The sequence below is a fragment of the Leptolyngbya iicbica LK genome (assembly GCF_004212215.1).
In the GTDB taxonomy this organism is placed as follows: domain Bacteria; phylum Cyanobacteriota; class Cyanobacteriia; order Phormidesmidales; family Phormidesmidaceae; genus Halomicronema; species Halomicronema iicbica.
Genome location: NZ_QVFV01000003.1, coordinates 297,616 through 321,224 on the forward strand (window position 1 = coordinate 297,616; position 23,609 = coordinate 321,224).

Genomic DNA, 23,609 nt, shown 5'->3' on the forward strand with positions numbered 1-23,609 from the left:
CTGGGACGCTGGACGAGAAGTTCCCCCAGCGAGGTGGCGAGGCGGACGTAAAGGGGGCTATTCAGTGATGAAAATGTTGAGCCTCAATATCAATGCATCGCCCAAGGGGGCGGCTCAGTCTCTGGCCTGCTTTGGGGCCGCCGAGACGATTATCCCCAAGCAGGCAAGCCTCATTGCTTAGCTGCGGTGGGCGATCTCCGTCGGACGATGCCCCAGCAGCGGGCGGAAAATTGATATATTAAGGAATGTAAATAAAGCGATAAGGTCCGCGAGCGCTTAATGACAGCACTCTCCCTTCCTACCATGCCCTTCTTAGAGGCGCCTGAACCCCTGGATTTGTCCCGCGGTTTGATTCATCTGACGGGCGTTAAATTGACCGTGTCGGGGCAGCGCCACATTCCTCAAGGAGTGCCCACGCTGGTCATCAGCAATCACCGCAGTGGGATGGATGCGCCTGTGCTCATGGCTGGCCTCAATCGCCACATTGGCTTTGTGTGTCATCAATACATGCAGCACGTGCCGATTTTGCGGGACATGGTGCACCAGTTTGGGGCTTTTCCCTTGGATACACCCCAGCGGTTTTTTCGGCAGGGATATCGCCGCCTGCGACAGCGCGAAATGATTGGCATTTTTCCTGAGGGGGCGCAGTCGATGGTGCAGCTGAATGAACCTCGGCAGTTGCAACCGTTTCATCGCGGGTTTGCGCATTTGGCGTTGCGGGCACCGGTGGAACCGTTGGCGCTATTGCCTGTAGCCCTCGTGTCAGATGACATGGGTTTTGAGACTCCTGTCCCCCTCCGGTTGTTGGGCTGGTTTGATCCCAGTGAGCCGATGTTTCAGCAAGAGGGTGGGCACCCGTTGGTGTTTTATCGTCGGGTCGAGGTCAGGGTGGGAGAGCCGATTTGGGTGACAGACCGCGATCGCGAGCAGTATCAAGGTCGGCAAGGCCCGCAACATGCCCAAGCGCTGACCGATCGCTGCTGGTCAGCGGTGCATGGGTTGTTGCAGTCATAGTTTGCGTTAGCGACGTTCTCTGAGGTTAATGAAATCATCCGTTGCGCCTAGCTTATTTGCTCCTGTGTTGCCTCAACTCGACAAGCCGCTTTTGTTGCTGCTGCCGGGGTTAGATGGCACGGGCCAGTTGTTTGTGTCCCAAGTGCCGACGTTGGCGCGAGATTTTGACGTGCGATGTTTGACGATTCCTCCCGATAATCGCCAAGATTGGCCCGCTCTGGCGCAGGCGGTCATCCGGCTGATGCAAGAGGCCGGGGGCGATCGCCCGATTTATGTTTGTGGGGAGTCATTTGGCGGTTGCTTGGCGTTGCAAGTGGCGCTGCTGGCGCCAGCGCGGTTGACTCATTTAGTGCTGGTTAATCCGGCGTCGGCGTTGCGTCGCTCGGTGTGGGTGCGGTGGCTGTCGCAGTATACCAGCACCATTCCAGAGTGGTTATTTCAAACGTCGGGGGCGATCGCGCTGCCCTTGTTGGCCAATTTAGAGCGCATTAGTCAAGACAAGCGCGATTTGTTTACGCGCACGGTGCGGCCCATTTCCCAGGCCTGTGTGGCTTGGCGCATTGCCATGCTGAACCGCTTTGACGTGAGTCAGGAGCAATTATCCCGATTACGGGTGCCCACCAGCTTATTGGCCAGTGGCCGCGATCGCCTACTGCCGTCCTATTCAGAAGCGCAGCTGCTACAAAAGTCGCTGCCCCAAGCCCAGATCTACGCCCTGCCCGAGAGCGGTCACGTCTGTTTATTAGAAGATACGGTGAATTTGAGTCGATGCCTGGAGGCATTGAACGTGTTGCCGGTGTCGCAGGATGTGGCTCCCGTGGTGAACTTGCAACCGCGTTAGTTGGCAGGAACTCAGGAGGGGCGGCGCGATCGCGCCCGATGTCGCTATGATGATGGGCGGCATTTACCTGTAGCAGAGCGTGGATATTACCAACACGTTGTTGACCAGTTGGGTGACGATCCCGTTGTTGGCGACCTCCCTGGTGGCGGCGACGCTGATTTTTGAGCGGCTGTGGTTTTGGCGGCGAATTGCGCGACGGCAGCGCCAACTGGCTCGGACGGTGTTGCAGACCTATGCCCAGGAGCCCCAAATTGTCGTGACTCATCTGCAAAAAAATACGGACTTGCCCTTGGCCCGCATCTTTTTGGCAGCGCTGACGTTACCCGATGCGACGCCCGAAGAATTTCGCTTGGCGTTGGAGAGTGCGGCTCAGGGCGAATTGCCGTTATTGCAGCGCTTTGCTACGGCATTTAATACGATTGTGGGCATTGCGCCGCTGTTGGGATTGCTGGGCACGATTTTGGGTTTGGTGCAGGCACTGTCGGCACTGGAACTGGGCAGTGCGGGTGGGGATAGCTCATTGGCGGTGATTGCGGGCATTGGGGAAGCGCTGTTGACCACAGCGGTGGGCCTGGTGATTGCGATCGCTACGCTGGTCTTTGCCAATTACTTTCAAAGTCAATATCGGCGTCAGCGGGCGTTCATTCAAGAGACTGGGGGACAGCTAGAGCTGCTGTATCGGCGATCGACTCGCCACAAAATCACCCGGCCCCGCGATCGCGCCCACTCCAATCAGCCTTATCCCTATCCATAGAAATTCCGTGATTGTTATGCGCTCCAAAGGTCGTGCTTGAAATGCGACTGCCTATGGTTCATCAGCTTAAACTTGAGACACAATTGAGTGGAGGTGTTGGAAACGGGGCAAATTAACGACGTAGCATCAACCAAACTTACAGTCGAAGGCAATAGACGTGGAAGCTCGTAACCGTAAAATCAGCGAATGGTATACCAAGATTCAGTACGGTGAAATTAAATTACCTAGATTTCAGCGCGTTGAAGCATGGGACAGTCATCGTATTGCCAGTCTTTTACAAACCGTTATTCAGAATTTACCTTTAGGTATCACCCTGGTCTTAGAGGTCGGTGACCAAGAGAAATTTATCTCACGCTACCTGGAAACGGCCCCTGCCACCCATAACAAAGTCCAGGAACATCTTCTAGATGGACAGCAACGACTGACGGCTCTCTGGCGAACATTCCACAACAACTATGCACAGGAGACTTACTACGTCTATCTCAAAGAATTTGACAATTACGATAAAAATCAAGACCGTGACGATCTATCAATTTACTGGCGTGGGAGATATATCAAGAAGAAAGACGGTAAAAGATATCCTCTTTGGTGTGATAATCCCGCACGAACTCTAGAGAGAGGCTTAATCCCGGTTGATTTATTGCGCCCTGACAGCATTCAAACCGAAATCGATGATTGGAGCAATGCTGCGCTTCAGGAACCTGATGCTGAAGCTGGCATAGAAACCCTAAAACAGTTTTTCTCCCTTAAAGATCGGTTACGTGCCCAAATTCAAGAGTTGCGTTCCATAATTTCCAATTACAATTTGCCCTTTCTTTCTTTACCGAATTACACAGATAAATCTGTCGCCTTGAGTGTGTTCATCAACATGAACACCAATAGCAAACCACTCTCAACCTACGACATTATCGTTGCGGAAGTGGAAAGCGCGATGGGGCAATCTTTACATGACTTAGAGGCTGATTTACATCAGCAACATCCAGCCATCAGTCGTTATGCACCTTTGTCGAGTCTGATTTTGACGACATCAGCACTGCTGCAAGGTAATTTGCCTAATCAACGGGGAGCCTGGAATATGGATAAGACTCGTATGGTTGAGCAGTGGAGCAGACTGGAACGGGGATTAAACTTAATGGCTCAGTTCCTTAATGGTGAAGGGATTTATGACGAACATCGATTACCCACTAATGCTGTGCTGGCAGTTGTCGCCGCTCTTTATGCAGATATTCCAGAATCTGGAGATAAGCGTGGGCAAGACGAGCTACTACTAAGGAAGTATATGTGGTACAGCTTCTTTAGCGATCGTTATGAGAATTCTGCAGCCACTTATGCTTTCGCTGATTTCAACGTGCTTAGAGCCATTATTACGGGCAAGTCAAAACCTGATGGAAGCGCTTATACAGTTGCAGATGTTCCAATTTTTGCGAATCATTCTCTAGTTGAGTTGGAAGAACTAAAGACCGCTGAATGGCCTAAGCGTACAACCATTCGCGGAAGGGGAGTTCTGGCTGTTATGTGCCGCTTTGGAGGGCTTGACTTTTTCACCGCAGAGAAGCTGGATGCTCAGAATATTCGTGAACGTCACTACCACCACGTCTATCCCGATGCTTTACTGAAAGAGGCTGGTATTGAAAGCTTTTTGGCGCTCAACTGTGCTCTGATAAAAGATAAAACCAATATGTCTATCGGGCGAAAAGACCCATTAGTCTACATGAAAGAAAGATTTAAATGGGTTTCAGAAGAGATTGTACAAGACCGATTACAATCTCATCTAATTCCCATTAATGAGCTAGCCAACGGCGGCTATGAAGGATTATCAGAAGAACAGAAAAATACGAAGTTGAAGCAAGATTTCGAAGCATTTATCCAGAAACGAGCTGAATTAGTCATGGTGGCTGTAAACAAATTAGTTGAAGGACGCCAGCTTAGCGCCACAGAGGTTTATGAAGAGGTCGAGAGCTCCTTAGTAACTATTATTTAGAGTCTGATAGTGTTCCCGTAGTTGACCCTTCAATTCTGGTTTGTTGATAGCCTTTCATTTCCAGCTCAGAGTTGCTTGGAATCAAAACAATTGTATTGTTTGAAGTTGCTCTTGTTTACAAGTAGTCTTGCAACGCTTTGACGCTGAGCGATTCCTTTTGCAATGCTCGCAAAGCCGCTGCGGTTGCCCGAGCGGCGGCGATGGTGGTGATAGTCGGCACTTTGTAGGCCAACGCCGTCCGCCGAATTTCGTGATCATCCTGCTGGGCTTTGTCCCCCAGCGGCGTATTGATGATGAGCTGAATTTGCCCGTTTTTGATCTGGTCCACGACGTGGGGGCGACCTTCGTGAACTTTGAGGACGGTATCCACCGTCAGGCCATGCTCTTGCAGCACCGCTTGAGTGCCGCTGGTCGCAACTAATTGGAAACCCAGGTCAGTTAAGTCTTTGGCGATGGGCACTACCGCCTGTTTATCGCGATCGTTCATCGAGATAAAGACCGCTCCCTGCTGCGGCAGCTTCTGATTCGCGCCCAACTCGGCTTTGGCGAAGGCCTTACCGAAGTCCACGTCGATGCCCATGACTTCCCCAGTGGAACGCATCTCTGGCCCGAGGATGGTGTCGGTGCCCAGGAAGCGATCGAAGGGCAGCACCGCTTCTTTTACGGCGATGTGTTTGGGAATCACCTCTTTGGTTACGCCGAGTTCTGCGAGGGTTTTGCCGGACATGACCTGTACCGCAATTTTGGCCAGCGGTACCCCCGTCGCTTTGGAGACAAAAGGCACGGTGCGCGAGGCACGGGGATTCGCTTCGAGAATGTAAACCTGTTCGTCTTTGACGGCAAATTGGATGTTCATTAACCCGATGACTTGCAACCGCTTCGCCAGCTTGACGGTCCATTCGCGGATGGTGGCTAGGGCGGCATCGGACAGGGTGATGGTGGGGATGGAGCAGGCAGAGTCGCCGGAGTGAATCCCGGCTTGTTCGATATGCTCCATGATGCCGCCGATAACGACATCGCCGGTGGCGTCGGCGATCGCATCCACATCCACTTCCACCGCTTCTTGCAAAAATTGGTCGATGAGGATGGGATGATCAGGCTCCACCTGCACCGCATAGGTCATGTAGTGTTCGAGTTCTCGATCGGAATAGACAATTTCCATCGCCCGACCGCCGAGCACATAGCTGGGCCGCACCACGACGGGATAGTCGATCTTGCGCGCAATCTGGAGGGCTTCGCCCGTGCTGCGGGCAATGCCGTTAGCGGGTTGGACAATCTCCAACTCGTGCAAAATCTGCTCAAATCGCTCGCGATCTTCTGCCGTATCGATGGAGTCGGGCGAGGTGCCCCAGATTTTTGTGGTGCTGTTGTTGGACAGATATTCTTGCAGCGGGACGGCCAGTTTCAATGGTGTCTGACCACCAAACTGGATGATGATGCCCTCGGGTTGCTCGGCTTCGATGATATTCAGCACGTCCTCTTTAGTCAGCGGCTCAAAGTAGAGGCGATCGCTGGTGTCGTAGTCGGTGGAAACCGTCTCGGGGTTGGAATTGACCATGATGGTCTCGAAGTCATCATCCTGCAGCGCAAAGGACGCATGGCAGCAGCAGTAGTCAAACTCGATGCCCTGCCCGATGCGGTTCGGCCCCCCGCCGAGAATCATGACTTTGCGGCGATCGCTGGGCTGTACCTCGGTCTCTTCTTCGTAAGTGGAATAGTAGTAGGGGGTGTAAGCTTCGAACTCAGCGGCGCAGGTGTCCACTGTTTTATAGACAGGGTTCACCCCGAGAGACTGCCGCAGTTGCCGCACGGCATCTTCGGTGGTGTTTTTGGCAAAGGCGATCTGGCGATCGCTAAAGCCCTGCTGTTTGAGGCGATACATTTGCTGCGCCGTCAGGGTATTGAGGTCTTGGCGCTTGAGCCATTTTTCGGTGGCGAGCAGATCCGCGAGCTTGTGCAAAAACCAGGGGTCGATGCCCGTCAGGGAGTAGATTTCGTCAATGTCGATGCCGAGCTGCAGGGCGTGACGCACCGAGAAGATGCGATCGGGGCTGGGGGTGCGTAAGCGCGATCGCAAGGTGGAGAGATTGGGCAAGGTTTCGCGGCGATCGCCGCCCCAACCAGCGCGGCCCGTTTCCAGCGATCGCAACGCCTTTTGAAAGGATTCCTGAAAGGTGCGACCAATGGCCATGGCCTCGCCCACCGACTTCATCTGGGTGGTCAGCACCGCCTGGGTACCGGGGAATTTTTCGAAGGCAAAGCGGGGAATTTTCGTCACCACATAGTCAATGGTGGGCTCAAAGCTCGCGGGCGTTTTTTGGGTGATGTCGTTGTTGATTTCATCCAGGGTGTAGCCGACGGCCAGCTTGGCGGCAAATTTCGCGATGGGGAAGCCCGTCGCCTTGGAGGCCAGGGCCGAACTGCGGGACACGCGCGGGTTCATCTCAATTACGATGAATTCGCCATTGGTGGGATTCACCGCAAACTGAATGTTGGAGCCCCCCGTTTCCACGCCAATTTCGCGAATGATGCGAATGGAGGCGTCCCGCAGCCGCTGATATTCCTTATCGGTCAGGGTTTGGGCCGGTGCCACCGTGATGGAGTCCCCGGTGTGAACCCCCATGGGGTCCACGTTTTCGATGGAGCAGATGATCACGACGTTGTCCGCCAGGTCGCGCATCACTTCCAGCTCATACTCTTTCCACCCCAGCAGCGATTGCTCGATGATGATCTGCGACACGGGGCTGGCATCTAGCCCGGACTGGGAAATGCGCTCAAATTCTTCTTGGTTGTAGGCGATGCCGCCGCCCGCGCCGCCCATGGTAAAAGCGGGACGAATAATCAGCGGAAAGGAGTTGATTTTGGCGGCGACCTCTTTGGCGTCGCTCATGGTCTCGGCCAGCCCCGACGGACACACCGCCACGCCGATTTTTTCCATGGCGTCTTTAAAGAGTTTGCGGTCCTCGGCTTTTTCAATGGCGTCCAATTTGGCCCCAATCAGCTCCACGCCGTAGCGATCGAGCACGCCGCTTTTGGCCAAATCCACCGCAATATTCAGCGCCGTCTGGCCCCCCATGGTGGGCAGCATGGCGTCGGGGCGTTCCTGTTCGATGACCTTGGCGACCAGTTCCGGCGTCAGGGGCTCAATGTAGGTGCGATCGGCCGTTTCGGGGTCGGTCATGATGGTGGCCGGATTCGAGTTCACCAGCACCACTTCGTAGCCTTCTTCGCGCAGCGCTTTGCACGCCTGAGTCCCCGAGTAGTCAAACTCGCAGGCTTGACCAATCACAATCGGGCCAGAACCAATGAGGAGGATTTTTTTCAGGTCTTCGCGGCGCGGCATAGGCTTTTCCCAACCAAGGCAGGATACAGATCCAAATCATTCTATAGGCTGTTGCTGATCCCCAACGTCCTGATCCAAATTTGCTTGGAATTGCAAGACCTGCCGCAATGCCAAAAGACTCAATACTCGCTAGCAACCGCCGAAAAAAGCTGACGGTCTAGCGGTGGCTTTGAGAGTCCTTGTCCGCCGCCGCCACTGAGCAAACAAGCTCTAGGACAGCGGACAATTACCATCATGATTTTGGCTCAACAGGCGAGCCAAAATTTGATCTGAGCATGGAGCTACGGAGCGGTTAGGCGTTCGGTACTCAAAATTACTTGGTGACTCCAGAAATTCTTGTTATTTTCATGGAACGACGTAATCACCCTGCGATCGCTGTATTTATCAACTTAGTCTTCTTGGTGCTGCTGCCTTATGACTTTCGCGCAGGATGTCTTTATTAGCTTCACCCATATTGATAACCAGTCTTTGAACCCGGATGAAGACGGCTGGATATCATCCTTCCACAAGGCGTTAGAGATTCGGCTGTCGCAGTTGCGGGGCAAAGAGTCGCGCATTTGGCGCGATCGCCGACTGTGGGGCAACGAAGATCTCGATGAAGCCATTTTTGATGCTCTGACCCAGTCAGCCCTACTGGTGTCGGTGTTGTCGCCGCGCTACTTGCAATCCGAATGGTGTATGAGAGAGCTCCAGCGGTTTTGTCAGGCCGCAGATCAGGGGGGCGGCTTGCGAGTCGGAGAGGCCAAAGCACGGCTGTTTAAGGTGATTAAGACTTACCTGCCCATCGAGCAGCACCCAGCAGTAGTGGCCAACTTTTTAGGGTATGAGTTCTACGAAATTGATGATGCCGGTCGGCCCCAAGAGTTTGACCGGGTTTACGGCCCAGAGCAGGAGCGGAAGTTTTACGCCAAATTAAACGACTTGGCCTACGACATTCACCAAACTCTGGAAATTCTAGACGCCCAGGTGGGGCAGCCCCCATTGACCGAGCCACAATTCGGAGCCGTCGCCGCTGATCGCAAAGTGATTTACCTGGCCGATACTACGCCCGACTTGCAGGTCGATCGCGAGCGCATTCGGCGGGAGTTAGAGCAGGCGGGCCATCAGGTGCTGCCAGAGCAGCCCTTGCCCAGCGAGCCGGGAGCCTTTAAGCAGACGGTGTGTGAAGCGTTGACCCGCGCCCACCTGTCGGTGCATTTATTGAGTCCGTATCCCAGTCAGCCCCCGGCGGGGCAGTCGCCCACTCAGGAACAGCTCTATCGCCAATTGGTGACTGCGCGGACCCGCGATCAGGTTGCCCTCGCCGCCCAATGTGGACAAGGACGGTCAGACTTTTCGCGGTTGTTGTGGTTGCCCCCGGATACCGGCGCAGTCGCCCCAGACGATTTCGTGACTGAACTTCAAAGCGACCCCGATTTCATCCGCACGAATTTAGAAGCGTTGAAGGACATCATCCACACCCGCTTGACTCAGCCTGCTACACCAGCCTTGGAGCTTTCCACCGATGGGCGGGTACAGATTTATTTGGATTGTGACGAGCGCGATTTGGAGAATCCAGCGATCGATCCCCTATTTGAGTGGCTCGATCAGCATTTTCAGGTGATTTTGCCGGACTACGAGCAGGGCACCCTCAGCCGCTCGGAGGCATTGCTACAGCAGTGTGAGGCGGTATTGATTTATTACGGTGAGGCCAGTGCCCTGTGGCTCAAGCGTCGCCTCAATGCGCTGAAAAAGACCCTGTATGGTCGACCCAAACCCTTGTTGGCCAAGGCCGTGTATGTGGCCGACCCGGCCAAGCAAAAGTTTTCTGATCCGGAGGTGTTGATGATTCCCGGTTATCAGGGCTTTCAGCCCACACTGTTGGAAGAGTTTGTGGCCTCGTTAGGCCCTGCAGGAGGGCAAGCATAATCATGGTGATGACTCCTCAGCGCACGAATCCATTCCCCGGTCTACGGCCCTTTGAGCTGGACGAAGAGCATCTGTTTTTTGGCCGCGAAGGGCAATCCGATGAACTGATCAATCGCCTGCATCGCACTCGCTTTCTGGGGGTCGTGGGCACCTCGGGTAGTGGTAAATCCTCTCTGGTGCGGGCGGGGTTGTTGCCCTCGCTGTATAGCGGCTTTTTGCCGGGGGCGAGTTCCAGTTGGCGTATTGCGGTGTTGCGGCCCGGTAGTGCCCCGATACACAATTTGGCCGCCGCGCTGAATGACTCAGAGGTCTTAGGGGCAGCAACCACCAACGACGAAGCCATTATTCGCCTGGCGCTCATGGAGAGTACTCTGCGGCGAGGCAGCCTGGGCCTGGTGGAAGTGGCCCAGCAAGCCCGTCTGGCTGCGGATGAGAGTCTGCTCATCGTGGTGGATCAGTTTGAGGAACTGTTTCGCTTTAAGGCGCAAGCGGAAGCTGCGGGCAAGTCCCTAGAGGCGGAAGATGAGGCGGCCGCGTTTGTGAAGCTGCTATTGGCGGCGGTGAATCAGCGGGCGGTGCCGATTTTTGTGGTGCTGACCATGCGATCGGACTTTTTGGGGGACTGCGCCCAGTTTCGTGACCTGCCGGAAACCCTGAACGATAGCCAGTACCTGATTCCCCGGCTGACGCGGGAGCAGCTGCGGCGGGCCATTGAGGGGCCAGTGGCGGTGGGAGGCGCGACCATCACCCCGCGCCTGGTGAATAAGCTGCTCAACGACACCGGGGACAACCCCGACCAGTTGCCGATTTTGCAGCATGCCCTGATGCGCACCTGGGACTATTGGGAAGATCAGCGCACCCCGGACGCGCCGCTGGATCTAGAACATTATGAAGCGATCGGCGGTATGGCCCAGGCCCTCTCCCGCCATGCGGATCAGATTTATGAAGGCTTTACTGACGATCAGTGTGAAGGGTTAAAGACCGATCGCAGTCGGGCGATCGCTGAAGTCTTGTTCAAATGCCTGACGGATCGGGGAGCCGATAATCGAGAAATTCGCCGCCCGACCCAGCTCGGGGAAATTTGCGCCGTAGCGAATGCCGAGTTAACTGAAGTCGTTGAGGTTATTGATGCCTTTCGGGGGCCACGGCGATCGTTTTTGATGCCACCCCCCTCGGTGCCCCTGCACGCAGGTTCCGTAATTGATATCTCTCACGAGAGTTTGATGCGCAACTGGCAGCGGCTCAAAGGGTGGGTCGAGCAGGAGGTACAGTCAGCCAACATTTACCGACGACTAGCAGAAACGGCGTCGATGCATGAGCAGAGTCAGGCTGGCTATTTGCGCGACCCAGAGTTGACCATTGCCCTGAATTGGGAAGCCAAAACGCAACCCACCCAAGCTTGGGCCGATCGCTATGCGACCAATTTTGAAGAGGCCATGGCGTTTTTGGCGGCGAGTGCCGACGCGCAAGAGCGCGAAGCCACAGAACGGGAACGAACCCGAAGACGGGAAATCAATCGTTTGCGAGGGTTTCTCGCCATCTTTGCAGGGCTATCGGTATTGGCTGGGAGTACAGCAGTCTACGCCTTCTATCAGCAACAGGAAGCTCAAATACAAGCACAGATAGCAGAAGAACGAGGACGAGAAGCGAAACACCAAGAAGGGGTGGCAGATCGTCGTCGACAAGAAGCAGAATGGCAGCAACAAGAAGCTGAGCGGCAGCGGCGAGAAGCGGAACGCCTACGAGCTGAAGCAGAAGTTGCGAAGGAAGATGCCCTAGAACAGCAGCAGGAAGCCGAAACGGCTCGACTTGCCGAAGCCGAACAGCGTCAGCAGGCGCAAGCAGCACGACGAAGAGCTGAGGCTGGAGAAGCGGAAGCACAGCAACAGGCCGAAATTGCCAAACAGCAAACAGCAATTGCCATACGGGAAACGCAAAGGGCCGAAAAGCAAGCTCTAAATGCAAACATCCAGACTGGAGCGTTAACGGTCGAAAACTTAATGGCCAGTAAGCTCCATATCCCAGCGCTGCTCAGCGGCTTAGAGTTAGGACTACTCATTAGTACAATTGAAGCAGACTTAATCTCGCGAATTGACAGCCCAATCAGCTCAAGTACTCGCCTACAGGCGGTTTCGGTCCTGCGAGAGAGCTACCATCACAAAGACCTGGAGCGCAACACTTTCCTCCATCCTGATGGACTCAGGAGTGTGAGTTTTGCTCCCGATGGTCAGACAATTGCCAGTGCTAGCTTCTCAAGGGTGAAGCTGTGGGATCGCAGTGGTCGTGAACTGCAAACCTTGGTTGGCCATTCCGATAGGATTTTGAGTGTGAGTTTTGCCCCGGATGGTCAAACGCTAGTCAGTGCCAGCACCGATGGTACGGTGAAGCTGTGGGATGTGAGTAGCGGTCGTGAACTGCAAACCTTGGCTGGCCATTCCGATTGGGTTTGGAGTGTAAGTTTTGCTCCCGATGGTCAGACAATTGTCAGTGCCAGCAATGATGGCACGGTGAAGCTGTGGGATGTGAGTAGCGGTCGTGAACTGCAAACCCTAGAAGGTCATAATGATTTGGTCTTGAGTGTAAGTTTTGCTCCGGATGGTCAGACGATAGCTAGTTCTAGCGATGGCACGGTGAAGCTGTGGGATGTGAGTAGTGGTCGTGAATTGCAAACCTTAGAAGGTCATAATGACTGGGTCAGGAGTGTAAGTTTTGCCCCGGATGGTCAGACAATTGCTAGTGCCAGCGCAGATGGCACGGTGAAGCTGTGGGATGTGAGTAGCGGTCGTGAACTGCAAACCCTAGAAGGTCATAATGATTTGGTCTTAAGTGTAAGTTTCGCTCCGGATGGTCAGACGATAGCTAGTTCTGGCAATGGCACGGTGAAGCTGTGGGATGTAAGGAGCGGCCGTGAACTGCAAACCCTCGAAGGTCATAATGACTGGGTCTGGAGTGTCAGTTTTGCTCCGGATGGTCAGACGATTGCCAGTGCCAGCGAAGATAACACCATGAAGCTGTGGGATGTGAGTAGCAGTCGTGAATTGCAAACCTTAGAAGGTCATAATGACTGGGTCAGGAGTGTGAGTTTTGCCCCAGATGGTCAGACGATTGCCAGTGCCAGCGATGATGGCACCGTCAAGCTATGGAGTATGAGTGGTCGTGAACTGCAAACCATGGCCGGCCATTCCGGCTATGTCTTAAGTGTGAGTTTTGCCCCAGATGGTCAGACGATTGCCAGTGCTAGCGAAGATAACACCATGAAGTTGTGGGATGTGAGTAGCGGTCGTGAACTGCAAACCCTAGAAGGTCATAATGACTGGGTCTGGAGTGTCAGTTTTGCCCCGAATGGTCAAACCCTGGCCAGTGGCAGCGAAGATGGCACAGCAAAGCTGTGGGATGTGAGTAGTGGTCGTGAACTGCAAACTCTGGCTGGCCATTCTGGCTATGTCTTGAGTGTGAGTTTTACCCCGGATGGTCAAACGCTGGCTAGTGCCAGTACCAGTGGTACGGTGAAGCTATGGGATGTGAATAGCGGTCGTGAACTGCAAACCCTAGTAGGTCATACTGACTGGGTCAGGAGTGTCAGTTTTGCCCCGAATGGTCAAATCCTGGCCAGTGCTAGCGATGATGGCACGGTGAAGCTGTGGGATGTGAATAGCGGTCGTGAACTGCAAACCCTAGTAGGTCATACTGACTGGGTCAGGAGTGTCAGTTTTGCCCCGAATGGTCAAACCCTCGCCAGTACTAGCGATGATGGCACCGTCAAGCTGTGGGATGTAAATAGCGGTCGTGAACTGCAAACTCTGGTTGGCCATTCCGGCTATGTCTTGAGTGTGAGTTTTGCCCCGGATGGAAACACACTAATCTCTAGTGATGGAGACAGCCTTGGTTCTAGTAACTATACAGGTAGTATTATTCTTTGGAACTTGAACCTCGACGACCTCATCGCCAAAAGTTGTGACTGGCTCCGCGACTACATGACCAATCCCACTACTCTCCCCGAGGAAAAAGCTCTGTGCGCCCGCTGAGGAGAGGCCTGTCAAAGTGGTCTCTCCTGAGTCTCAGATCGTTAATTTGATGGTTGCTTTGCTTTCGGTTCAAGTCTGTTGAGGTCTCAGTAACGAGGCCAGGCAGCTTTTGAAAAAGGCTTACGACATAAACTACCAGTGCGGGGTGTCACGCATCCAGTTCCAGCGCAAACCCGTGACGCAACTTGGTCGTCACCCGATCGCACGCCCGGGCCGTGATCGCCATTTCCGTCAGCGTCGGACTCTGCCACCCGGAGGACGTCCAGCACGCCCCATCCGTCACCAACACATTGGGGGCTTCCCAGCATTGGTTGTCGGCATTCACCACCGAGTTGTGGGGCGAGGTGCCCATGCGGGCGCCGCCGACTTCATGGATGTAGTACCCCGGCGGGCCAGCGGGGGTGAGGGTTTTCTCCACTCGTCGCATTAAGGGGGCCACAGCGGGCATGTGGTACAGGTCTGTGAGCGCGTAGCACTGTCCCCCTGCGGCCTTAACCGTCGCTTCGATTTCTTGGCGCATGTGGGCCACCATTTGGTGCTCATTCTCCGACCAGGCACAATCAATGTGCGCGGCAGGAATGCCCCAAGCATCCACCGTGTCGGGGCTGAGGCTGACGTGATTTTCGGCATGGGGCAGCACTTCGCCATGGCCGATCAGAAAGCCGATCTCCCCTTCCCCCACCTTTTGCAACACCGACGGCACCCCAATGCGCTGAATGCCACCCCACAGCCCGTAACCGCGCAAAAACGATTCCGCTTGCGGGTTAGCCAAATTGCAAAAGCGCGGAATAAAGAAGCTCTCACTGCCCGATAGCGGAAACGATTCCGATGGCGCCGGCATCCCCGGCAGCCAGAAAAACTGCATGGCAGAAATATGATCCATCAGGTAACGCCCCAGCAAATCCGCCTCGTTCGCTAAACCATGGGGCTGATGCTCAGCGGTGGAATGCAGCAAAATTCGCACCGTCTCGATCGCCGATGCACAGAGCATCACCACCCGTCCCCGCACTTCATAGGTCTCATGGGTCAGACGATCAATAAAGGCAACCCCGCTGGCGTGATGACTGTCTGCATCAAAGGTCAGGTGACTGACGATCGCATTGGGGCGCAGCTCCACATTGCCCGTGGCCAGGGCCGTTTTTAGGGATGAGCCAGGACTCGCCGCCCGCGACCAAGGCTGCTCGGGCGTCGGTCGATGCAGCGCAAAGCCCCGGGAGTGGATCAGTTGCCGATCCGTCCAGCGATCGCCAATCAACTGCTGCAATTCCCTTTCAGCCGGGGTCAACGGGGCGGGGGGCAGATAATCCCCATCGGGCAACTGCGCCAAGCGATCGCACTCCCCCTGCACCTGAAAGAACCGTTCCAAGCGAGTGTAATAGGGCGCCAGGTCGGCATGAGCGATCGGCCAGTCTTCCCCAAAGCCATCCCGCTGCGCCGCCTTAAATTCATAGTCCGATAGCCGCAGGGTAATGCCGCCCCAGGTGTGGCTGCGTCCCCCCACCTGCCGACCGCGAATCCAGTAAAACGGTTTGTGCTCCGGCGTCGTGTAGGGGTGCTCCCGCTCGTCTACGAAAAAGTCGGGATTCGCCTTCCAATAGCCGGGGTGAGTGGCTTGATGGGTCTGTTTTCCCGTGGCAATGTTGAAGGCGCGGCGAGCCGTGTCGCGCACTGGATGGTGGGGATCACGCTTCGGGTCAATGTCCCGCCCCGCTTCTAAGACCAGTACCCGCAACCCGCGCTCACCGAGTTCTTTCGCGGCGACCCCGCCGTTGGCCCCTGATCCCACCACGATCGCATCATACGGTTCTGCCGTTTTGTGGATATGCATGTCCCCGGTCTCCTGCTTAATTGAAGTAGCCGACCATCACCCCGGCGGCGGGGGCTGCGGAAGCTAAGCAATGGGGCGCGCGATCGTTCATTCGTCCTAAATAACCTGTGCTGAGTATGAATCGGTTGGGTAAGCGGCTGGGATGACTCAGGCGCTCCCGCTGTCGCCGCTGGATGACCCGGGGGATCGACAGTGGTGTTTCGCTTAACCAATCGTGGCATGCTCAATTCAGCATAAATCCTATTGGGTGGGCTCTCGTGCGACTTTGCCAAATGTATTAAGGTTGTCGGGCCGCCGAGAAAACACCCCGGTCAGCGCTGAAACATGGCTGCTGACTTCGGTAGAATATGCCATGTATTCTTGCAGTGGAATCAATTGGGTGAGCCTATGCCGCCAGCGGTGTTAGTCGAAGGATTGCAGAAGCGCTACGGCGATGTCGAAGCCGTGCGAGATGTCTCGTTCACCATTGAGCCAGGCGAGATTTTTGGTCTGCTAGGGCCTAACGGCGCGGGTAAAACCACCACGATTCGCTGTCTCTGCACGTTGAGCACCCCCGATGCGGGCAAGGTGGAAATCAGTGGCGAGTCCGTGCTGGAAAATCCGCCTTTGGCCCGTCAGCGGCTAGGGTACATCGCTCAAGACGTGGCGCTGGATAAGGTGTTGACCGGGCGCGAACTGCTGCAATTGCAAGCGGCGCTATATCACATGCCCGCTAAGGTGGCCCGCGATCGCATCGCGCAAATGATTGACCTGCTAGAGCTGACCGACTGGGCCGATAAAAAGTCGGGCACCTATTCCGGCGGGCTGAAAAAGCGCCTGGATTTGGCGATGGGGCTCCTGCATCAACCCGATGTTTTAGTGCTGGACGAACCCACCGTCGGGCTAGACATTGAAACCCGTTCGGCAGTGTGGCAGTTTTTGCGGCAGCTGCGCGAAGCCGGCACCACCGTCCTACTCACCAGCCACTATTTAGAAGAAGTGGATGCCCTCTCCGATCGCGTTGCCATCATTGACCAGGGCAAAGTCATTGCCGTCGGCACGCCCAGTGAATTGAAAGACCGGGTGGGGGGCGATCGCATCACCCTGCGCATTCGCGAATTCACCCCCGACGCGGAAGCCGAGCAGGCCAAAACCTTGCTGCAAGAACTGCCCTGCGTGGAAGAGGTGATTGTCAACGAAGCCCAGGGCAACTCTCTGAATCTGGTCGTCACCGCCCAATCCGATGCCTTAATGACGGTGCAGCAGGCGTTGAAAGAGGCCAGCTTACCGATGTTTGGTATTTCTCAGTCGCGACCCAGCTTGGATGATGTGTACTTGGCAGCTACCGGCCGCACCCTGATGGATGCCGAAATCGCCGCTGCGGGCAGCCGCGACCTCAAAGCCGAGCGTAAACAAGCGATGAAGGGCAGCTAACTGATTCATCTGCCCCGTGGCCGCCAACTCCCCGCTAAGATACACGCAGGTAGCGATCCTCTTCTCATCGACGACTAAATCCGACGTTTTAGAGACACCCATGAGCACCACCCTGAGTCCCAAACCCAAATCGTCGCTGGATAACCCCGAATTGCGGCAGTGGAAAGCGCAACTCCGCGACGAGGCTCCAGCGGCCACGCCCGGCCTGTTTTCCCCCGAGTTTTGGCAAGAAACGGGCGCCATGACTCGACGGCTGTTCATTCAGCTGCAGCGCCGTCCGTCCACATTGGTGGCAGGCGTGGTACAGCCCGTGATGTGGCTGATTTTGTTTGGTGCTCTCTTTCAAAATGTGCCTGAAGGTTTGTTCGGCGAGAGCCGCAACTATGGGCAGTTCTTAGGCGCGGGCATCATTGTGTTCACGGCGTTTGGCGGCGCGTTGAATGCCGGACTCCCCGTCATGTTCGATCGCGAGTTTGGCTTTTTGAATCGCTTCCTGGTGGCTCCGTTGGCGTCTCGCTATTCCATTGTGGCGGCGTCAGCCATCTTTATTGCGGCCATGAGCATGGTGCAAACGGCGGCGATCATTGGCTTGAGTGCCGCCCTGGGCGCTGGCTTGCCTGATCCCGCTGGATTAGCGTTAGTGGTGCTGATTGTGCTGACGCTGGTGCTGGGCGTCACAGCTTTGAGCCTCGGCTTATCCTTTGCGCTGCCGGGCCACATTGAGCTGATTGCCGTCATCTTTGTGACCAACCTACCGCTGCTGTTCTCTAGCACGGCGTTGGTGCCGCTGTCGTTTATGCCGCCGTGGCTACAGGTGGTCGCCAGTCTGAATCCGCTGAGCTATGCGATCGAGCCCATTCGCTACATCTACTTGCATGCGGGCGATTGGGGGTTGGGCAGTGTGGTGATGCACGCGCCCTTTGCCGAAGTCACCCTGGCGGCAGCGCTGGGAGTGTTGATCGGGTTTTGTGGCCTGTCGCTGGCACTTATTCAGCCGTTACTGCGTCGTAGAATTGCGTAAAGCGGGCGATCGCCCCCAAATTTCTTTGCTAAGGTAGGGCTTAGGTCGTACCACATTGCACCGCTGGTGTTGTAGGAGTTAACCATCATGTTTTCGACAAAATCGATTCTGACCGGCTTGTTCGCGGGTACTTTATTGGCTTTTGGTGCTGGTATTGTCATGGGCAACGCCTCGGCTCAGACCGCAGATGCAGAAGCCTTTGGCAGCATCGGGACTGATGATGATGGGGCGGACCTCTTTGGCGAATCCTCTAGCCCCTACGAGCTGATTCAAAACGCTATTCTTGCTCCCAGCATGAGTGCTCAAGAGTTCTTTGAGTATCAGAATCGGGTTTTGGGTGATGAAGCCCAAGACTTTTTGCAGCGCCGTCAAGAGGCATTGCAGCAGCAAGAAGCCACACCCGCAGCCACCGACGAGATTACGGTGGATGGCGAAGGCATCTAGACCGTAAATTCTTTGATGAATTTGTTGATTAGAAAAAGGGATTGGCTGAGCCAGTCCCTTTTTTTAGGTTGAGCCTCCTTTTAGACCGGCAAGCGCGATCGTTCTACACAACTTGGTGTTATCTAGAATCACACTTATCTTGGTTCGTCTCAGACGAATCCCAGCTTGAGCGGCGTGGGTATTGCGCTCTCAGCATCACCTGATCACACGAAGCCGGAAAGGTTGATGGTTTTTACTGAGTCCAACCCAGCATCTATGCGAAGTTTTGAAGAACTTTACTGGTGTTATCACGAAGTTTCCGACAATTTAAGACGCTGGCATCAGTAATTATGCGCACAATCTGCCCATAATTACTTAACGGCTTAACAGCACCATCACTGTTTGACAAGCCTTTTTTCAGATTGGGTGCGATCGCGAATTTGTCTCACGCAGACGATATCAGGATGCGCTAAATACCTCTACCGACAGCGCAAATTATATCTTGCACATTGACTACCAGATAAAGGCTGACCGATCAGGTTTGGGTGCTCTGTGTCGGCCGGTCAATATCATTGCAACTGAATTTCCGAACTCTATTGGTTGAGCACAACGCATCGAATTAGCCGCTTGAGGCAAGAAGACAGCCCCAACTGCTGATTAGCGCATCGTGCATGAGGGCATTCAGCGTTGGCGCGCAGTCTCAACACCAGCGGCAACCTGATGGCCAAGGGCCTGAGGCTTCTGAAAAAGATCTCCCGATCAATGAAGTCGGCCATCTGGTCGGTCGGCCATCTGATTCGAGCGTCATCTTGGCTGATGCCGATAAGAAAACTTATCCCAATACGTGAGTCACTCATGCCTGCACAAACCTGAATGTGCTTGGCAGTGTCAAACGTATTTCCTGATTGTTACGGAGTACCTGTGAATCATGTCTTTTACTTACGAAGCGGAGTCAGCCATCCTATCTGGCCCAGCCATCGCAACTAACCACGGCGGGTTTTCGGGGAGTGGTTTTGCCGATTATCTGAATCCCACCGAGGATTACACAGAATTTGCCATTGAGGTGGATGCGACGGGTCAGTATGAGCTGAGCTTTCGCTATGCTCTTGGGGCCGATGCCAATCGTTCACTCAGCTTGACCGTTGATGCTCAAGCCATTGGCATACTGGACTTTGAGCCCACTGGGGCGTGGGAAAATTGGGACGAGTTGGCAGCGCAAGTGCAGCTCACTGCCGGCACTCACACGGTGAAACTAACGGCAATTGGGACGAGCGGGCCTAACCTTGATGCGTTGATTGTCGACGCCTTAAATATTGAGACAGGCGGGGGTGGCTCGGGTGATGTGGGCAGTGGGGCCGGTTCTGGAACAGACTCGCTGGCCCCTGGCAATGCGGGCGTTGGCGTCAACAATGCCTTCCTTAGTTTCGAGCAGTGGGTTGCCTTCGCTGCTATTCGGACCGGCGCGGTTTATCAAAGCAACTTGACCGACTTTAACACCACCATTGGCGGGCTGAGAGTGGCGCCGTTATTTGATGAAACGGCATACCTGAAGGCCAATCCTGATGTGGCCGAGGCGGTGCAGCAGGGGCGTTTACGCTACGGCTTTGAGCACTTTGTGCTGTATGGGATGAATGAGGGGCGAATTCCGGGAGCTTGGTTCGACCAGAGATACTACTTGGAGCAAAATCCCGATGTTGCCGCCGCAGTCAAGAACGGTACGGTGCGTAGTGCGATCGCCCATTTCTTTGAATTTGGTCATCTTGAGCAGCGCAATCCCAATGCGGTTTTTGATGCGGAAGACTATCTACTCAACAATCCCGATGTCAAAGCGGCGGTCGATTCGGGCAAGTTGGATAGCGCGTTTGAGCACTATGCCGAATTTGGGATAGAAGAGGGTCGCCAGTCAGGGCTGCTCTTTGAGGAATCGTTTTATTTGCAGAATAATCCTGATGTGGCGGCTGCTGTGACCAAGGGTGACATTGCCTTAGGCATCCACCACTTCTTTACTTTCGGGCAAAGCGAAGGTCGTGATCCATCCCGCAACTTTGATCAAAGTGCTTATCTTGAGCGTTATGGCGATGTGGCAGCAGCCGTGGCGAATGGCGCATTTGCGAGTGGTTTTGAGCACTATTACATGTTTGGCCAAGCTGAGGGCAGGTTGCCAATTTAGGCGCTGATGCATTGCGATCGCTCTGTTACGACGATCGCGGTTTCAATCCTGTCGTGTAGCAGCCATAGGGGGCAGATATCACTCTGGCGTAATTTGGACCTGCGGTGGTCAGCCAATTGATACAGTGGCAAGAGGAGTTCGAAGCCGCGATCGCGATGAAGCCGCCATTCCAACAAAAATTCCGGGGGGGCCTGCTCGTCGGCCTCGGTTATATGCTGTCGCCGCTGTCGTGGTGGAATGATGTGTTCTTTAACCTGCCGATCGCGATCGCGGTGGGCTACGCCATTAGTTGGCTGCACCCGAGCTGGTTTGTGCCGGGTACGCTAGTCGGCTACTGGCTCTCCAATGTGGTGGGCATGGTGATGATGCAGTTTGGCGCAACGGATATCTTTCTGGCCGATGAGCGCCGTAATTTCCAACGCGATTTGCTCATTGGCTTTGGCAGTTCTACGCTGTACACCTTGGTCGTGGCGGCTTTGGTGTACTGGCAGGTGTTAGAAGTTCCTGATTTTTTGCTGGCGCTAGAGCCTTAGCTCTGGGGGGGAAAGGCATATCCCGGCTGAGGATGGTGGCTGGGTAAATGGGTTGAGGGTTGCAGGTAACGCCAGTGCGACGAACTGCTGTTTGCGCACTCTCCAAACCTCTCGCTCAGGGAAGAAAGGCTTTAAGTCCCGGGTTTTACGTGGGTCATCGTGTCCACATCAATTGGCAATGACCAGCTTGGCGCTTCATCGAACTCACTTATATCCCGGGGGGCATCTGTCTTGAATGGCCCAAAGGGGGAAAGTCGTTAACGGCTAAACGGCACGATGGCATCGTCAGCGATCGCATAAGCGGTGGTTTCAGCGGTTAGCGAAATGGTATGCCCCCCGGTAAAGTCGCCAAATGATGGCAGGGTAAGACGCTGGAGGGCCGCTTCCCAGTAAAAGCAGGGTAATCGCAGGCGATCGCCTTTGCCCCCTACCTGTACGCAGGGATGGATGTGGCCGCACACGTTTAAGGTGTCGTTATTGGGTAGGGGCTCGTGGCTGAGGAGGATGTCATCCAAATCAATGGGCTCGGTGTAGCAGGTCAGAGAGAACTGCGAGAGTTCGCTGGCGAGGGGGCGATCGTGGTTGCCGAGAATCAGGTGGGCCTCGAACTGTGTAGTCGCTAAAAACTTGAGCCAGGCATCAATCACTTCATCCACCATGCCAGATCGAGCATGAAACAAATCGCCCAGGATAAAGAGTCGCGTGGCTTGGGTCCGGGATTGGGCTTGCTGCAGTCGCTGTAGCGTGGCCTGGTTAACTTGGCTGGGGATGGGAATGCCGCAATGTTGAAAGGTTTCGGATTTGCCCAAATGTACGTCAGAGACCAGCAGGGCGGCCTGTTGGGGCAGATAAACGGCTTTTTCGGGCAGTAGGGTCAGCGTTTGATGGTTTAGGACAACCGTTTCCATATTGTTTCTGGGCTTAGCGTTTTTACTGTGCCACAGCGTTTAGTGTTTGAGGAGCGACGACTCTCGCTAAAGTGGGGGCGATCGCGGCTCCCGTTGGTAACCACCATGTCCCAAACCATTCCTGTTTTGAGTCTGCAACAGTTTTTGCAAGGTACGCCAGCGGAGCAGTCTGCTTTTGTGCAGCAATTGGGCGAGGCGTTGGGGGCGATCGGGTTTTTCGCCCTTGTCGATCACGGCATTGATGGCGGGCTCATTCAAGCCGCCTATGCGGCAGCCGAAGCGGTGTTTACGCTGCCCGCTAGCGTCAAGCAGCAGTACGAAGACCGAGCGCTGCACGGTCAGCGAGGGTTTACGGCGTTTGGACGCGAGCACGCCAAGGACTCTCCCTATCCCGATCTCAAGGAGTTTTGGCACATTGGCCCAGAGCAGGTTTTGCCAATGAATCTGTGGCCAGCGGAGGTACCGAGTTTTAAGCCCGCGATGTTGACCTTATTTACCGAGCTCGATCGCTGTGCGCAAGTTTTGCTCGAAGCCTGTGCGCGATTTCTTGATTTGCCCCCAAGGTCGCTGGCTGATGCGACGGTGAATAGTCCGACGCTATTACGGGTTTTGCATTATCCGCCGGTGTCGCCGGAACAGCCCCCGGCGCAGCTGCGGGCAGCGGCCCACGAAGATATCAACCTGATTACGTTACTCTGCGAAGCGACGGCTCCAGGATTGGAATTGCAGCAAGGGGATGGCACTTGGTTACCGATCGCGGCGATTCCGGGGCAGATCATTGTGGATACGGGGGATATGCTGCAAAACCTGACGAATGGCTTATTCAAAAGCACGACTCATCGGGTGCTGAACCCGGACAACGATCGCGATCGGCGGTTTTCGCTACCGTTTTTTGTCCACCCTCGTGCAGAAATTGATTTGTCACCGCGTCCGGGTTGTGTGGCTCGCACAGGCGGCAAACCCCGTTTTCCACAAATTACAGCTGGGGAATATCTGCATCTGCGCCTGCAAGAAATTGGGTTGACTTAGCGCCGTGTTAAGGGGGGGCGAACTCATGGGCAAGGGCCAGAGCGATGAGAACTGAATCCGTTGTTCGCCGGGAACAAGGTCTACGATCGCGACTACCCGTTGCTGGAGAATGGCTAGGGGCCAGGGATGTACTGGGCAGTGGCGAATCATGTGCCAGGTTCGTTAAAACCAGTCATAGATGTTTACTTTACAAACGGTGAAACGCCCGGACTGATAGAAAAAACGCTCTTAGAATGGGGGCGATACTGGCGTTTGCCGAGTCCCTAAAGGTGAGCCCGGTAGATTTTGAGCGAGCGCCGATCCGTGATTGCCAGACGAGTCGTCCCCAACGTTCGGTGCGTCACCGCTTCGAGGAGGGCTGCACAGCCTGCATGATGACGCCATTGAGTGCTAGCCAGGAGGCAGAGTCATGCTTAAT

At 54.9% G+C, this 23,609-nt stretch carries 15 protein-coding genes; 12 read left to right on the forward strand and 3 right to left on the reverse strand.

What is annotated here, in order from left to right; translation table 11 throughout:
* Nucleotides 1-303 precede the first annotated feature (303 nt).
* From DYY88_RS15180 to DYY88_RS15195, 4 genes are all read left to right on the forward strand, one after another.
* A complete protein-coding gene (locus DYY88_RS15180) occupies nucleotides 304-1,014 on the forward strand; it encodes a lysophospholipid acyltransferase family protein (RefSeq protein WP_039727025.1) in 711 nt (236 codons plus the stop codon).
* A gap of 28 nt (nucleotides 1,015-1,042) precedes the next feature.
* On the forward strand, nucleotides 1,043-1,855 hold the full coding sequence (locus DYY88_RS15185; protein ID WP_044151226.1) for an alpha/beta fold hydrolase: 813 nt from the start codon (nucleotides 1,043-1,045) through the stop codon (nucleotides 1,853-1,855).
* Between the two features lie 79 nt (nucleotides 1,856-1,934).
* Nucleotides 1,935-2,609: a MotA/TolQ/ExbB proton channel family protein gene (locus tag DYY88_RS15190; RefSeq protein ID WP_044151227.1), complete on the forward strand. Its 675-nt coding sequence runs from the start codon at nucleotides 1,935-1,937 to the stop codon at nucleotides 2,607-2,609.
* 157 nt (nucleotides 2,610-2,766) lie between these two features.
* Nucleotides 2,767-4,590, forward strand: a complete 1,824-nt coding sequence (locus DYY88_RS15195; RefSeq protein ID WP_201279003.1) for a DUF262 domain-containing protein — start codon at nucleotides 2,767-2,769, stop codon at nucleotides 4,588-4,590.
* Between the two features lie 115 nt (nucleotides 4,591-4,705).
* On the opposite strand, the gene carB is transcribed toward DYY88_RS15195, so the two are convergent.
* Entirely contained in the window at nucleotides 4,706-7,933 is a 3,228-nt protein-coding gene (gene carB / locus DYY88_RS15200; RefSeq protein ID WP_039727027.1) for a carbamoyl-phosphate synthase large subunit, read from the reverse strand.
* 414 nt (nucleotides 7,934-8,347) lie between these two features.
* On the opposite strand from carB, the gene DYY88_RS15205 reads away from it, so the two are divergent.
* Both DYY88_RS15205 and DYY88_RS24230 read left to right on the forward strand, forming a co-directional pair.
* Nucleotides 8,348-9,841 (forward strand): TIR domain-containing protein, encoded by a 1,494-nt coding sequence (locus DYY88_RS15205; protein WP_039727029.1) that lies wholly within the window; start codon nucleotides 8,348-8,350, stop codon nucleotides 9,839-9,841.
* A gap of 2 nt (nucleotides 9,842-9,843) precedes the next feature.
* Complete coding sequence (locus DYY88_RS24230; RefSeq protein WP_052288432.1) at nucleotides 9,844-13,866, forward strand: nSTAND1 domain-containing NTPase; 4,023 nt, start codon at nucleotides 9,844-9,846, stop codon at nucleotides 13,864-13,866.
* 148 nt (nucleotides 13,867-14,014) lie between these two features.
* Here DYY88_RS24230 and DYY88_RS15215 read toward each other — a convergent pair whose 3' ends face one another.
* A complete protein-coding gene (locus DYY88_RS15215; RefSeq protein ID WP_039727031.1) occupies nucleotides 14,015-15,694 on the reverse strand; it encodes a GMC oxidoreductase in 1,680 nt (559 codons plus the stop codon).
* A 387-nt stretch (nucleotides 15,695-16,081) separates the two neighbouring features.
* Between DYY88_RS15215 and DYY88_RS15220 the strand changes: the two genes are divergently transcribed.
* From DYY88_RS15220 to DYY88_RS15240, 5 genes are all read left to right on the forward strand, one after another.
* Entirely contained in the window at nucleotides 16,082-17,107 is a 1,026-nt protein-coding gene (locus DYY88_RS15220) for a daunorubicin resistance protein DrrA family ABC transporter ATP-binding protein (protein ID WP_039727033.1), read from the forward strand.
* Between the two features lie 100 nt (nucleotides 17,108-17,207).
* Nucleotides 17,208-18,128: an ABC transporter permease gene (locus DYY88_RS15225; RefSeq protein ID WP_039727035.1), complete on the forward strand. Its 921-nt coding sequence runs from the start codon at nucleotides 17,208-17,210 to the stop codon at nucleotides 18,126-18,128.
* 87 nt (nucleotides 18,129-18,215) lie between these two features.
* Entirely contained in the window at nucleotides 18,216-18,572 is a 357-nt protein-coding gene (locus tag DYY88_RS15230; protein ID WP_039727036.1) for a hypothetical protein, read from the forward strand.
* Nucleotides 18,573-19,479: 907 nt separating this feature from the next.
* A complete protein-coding gene (locus DYY88_RS15235; RefSeq protein WP_052288433.1) occupies nucleotides 19,480-20,721 on the forward strand; it encodes a carbohydrate-binding protein in 1,242 nt (413 codons plus the stop codon).
* Between the two features lie 104 nt (nucleotides 20,722-20,825).
* Nucleotides 20,826-21,254 (forward strand): DUF7980 family protein, encoded by a 429-nt coding sequence (locus DYY88_RS15240; RefSeq protein ID WP_242517620.1) that lies wholly within the window; start codon nucleotides 20,826-20,828, stop codon nucleotides 21,252-21,254.
* Between the two features lie 257 nt (nucleotides 21,255-21,511).
* Here DYY88_RS15240 and pdeM read toward each other — a convergent pair whose 3' ends face one another.
* Complete coding sequence (gene pdeM / locus DYY88_RS15245; RefSeq protein WP_039727039.1) at nucleotides 21,512-22,162, reverse strand: ligase-associated DNA damage response endonuclease PdeM; 651 nt, start codon at nucleotides 22,160-22,162, stop codon at nucleotides 21,512-21,514.
* Nucleotides 22,163-22,189: 27 nt separating this feature from the next.
* Between pdeM and DYY88_RS15250 the strand changes: the two genes are divergently transcribed.
* Nucleotides 22,190-23,191, forward strand: coding sequence for an isopenicillin N synthase family dioxygenase (locus tag DYY88_RS15250; RefSeq protein WP_242517621.1), 1,002 nt, complete (start codon nucleotides 22,190-22,192; stop codon nucleotides 23,189-23,191).
* The last annotated feature ends 418 nt before the right edge of the window (nucleotides 23,192-23,609 follow it).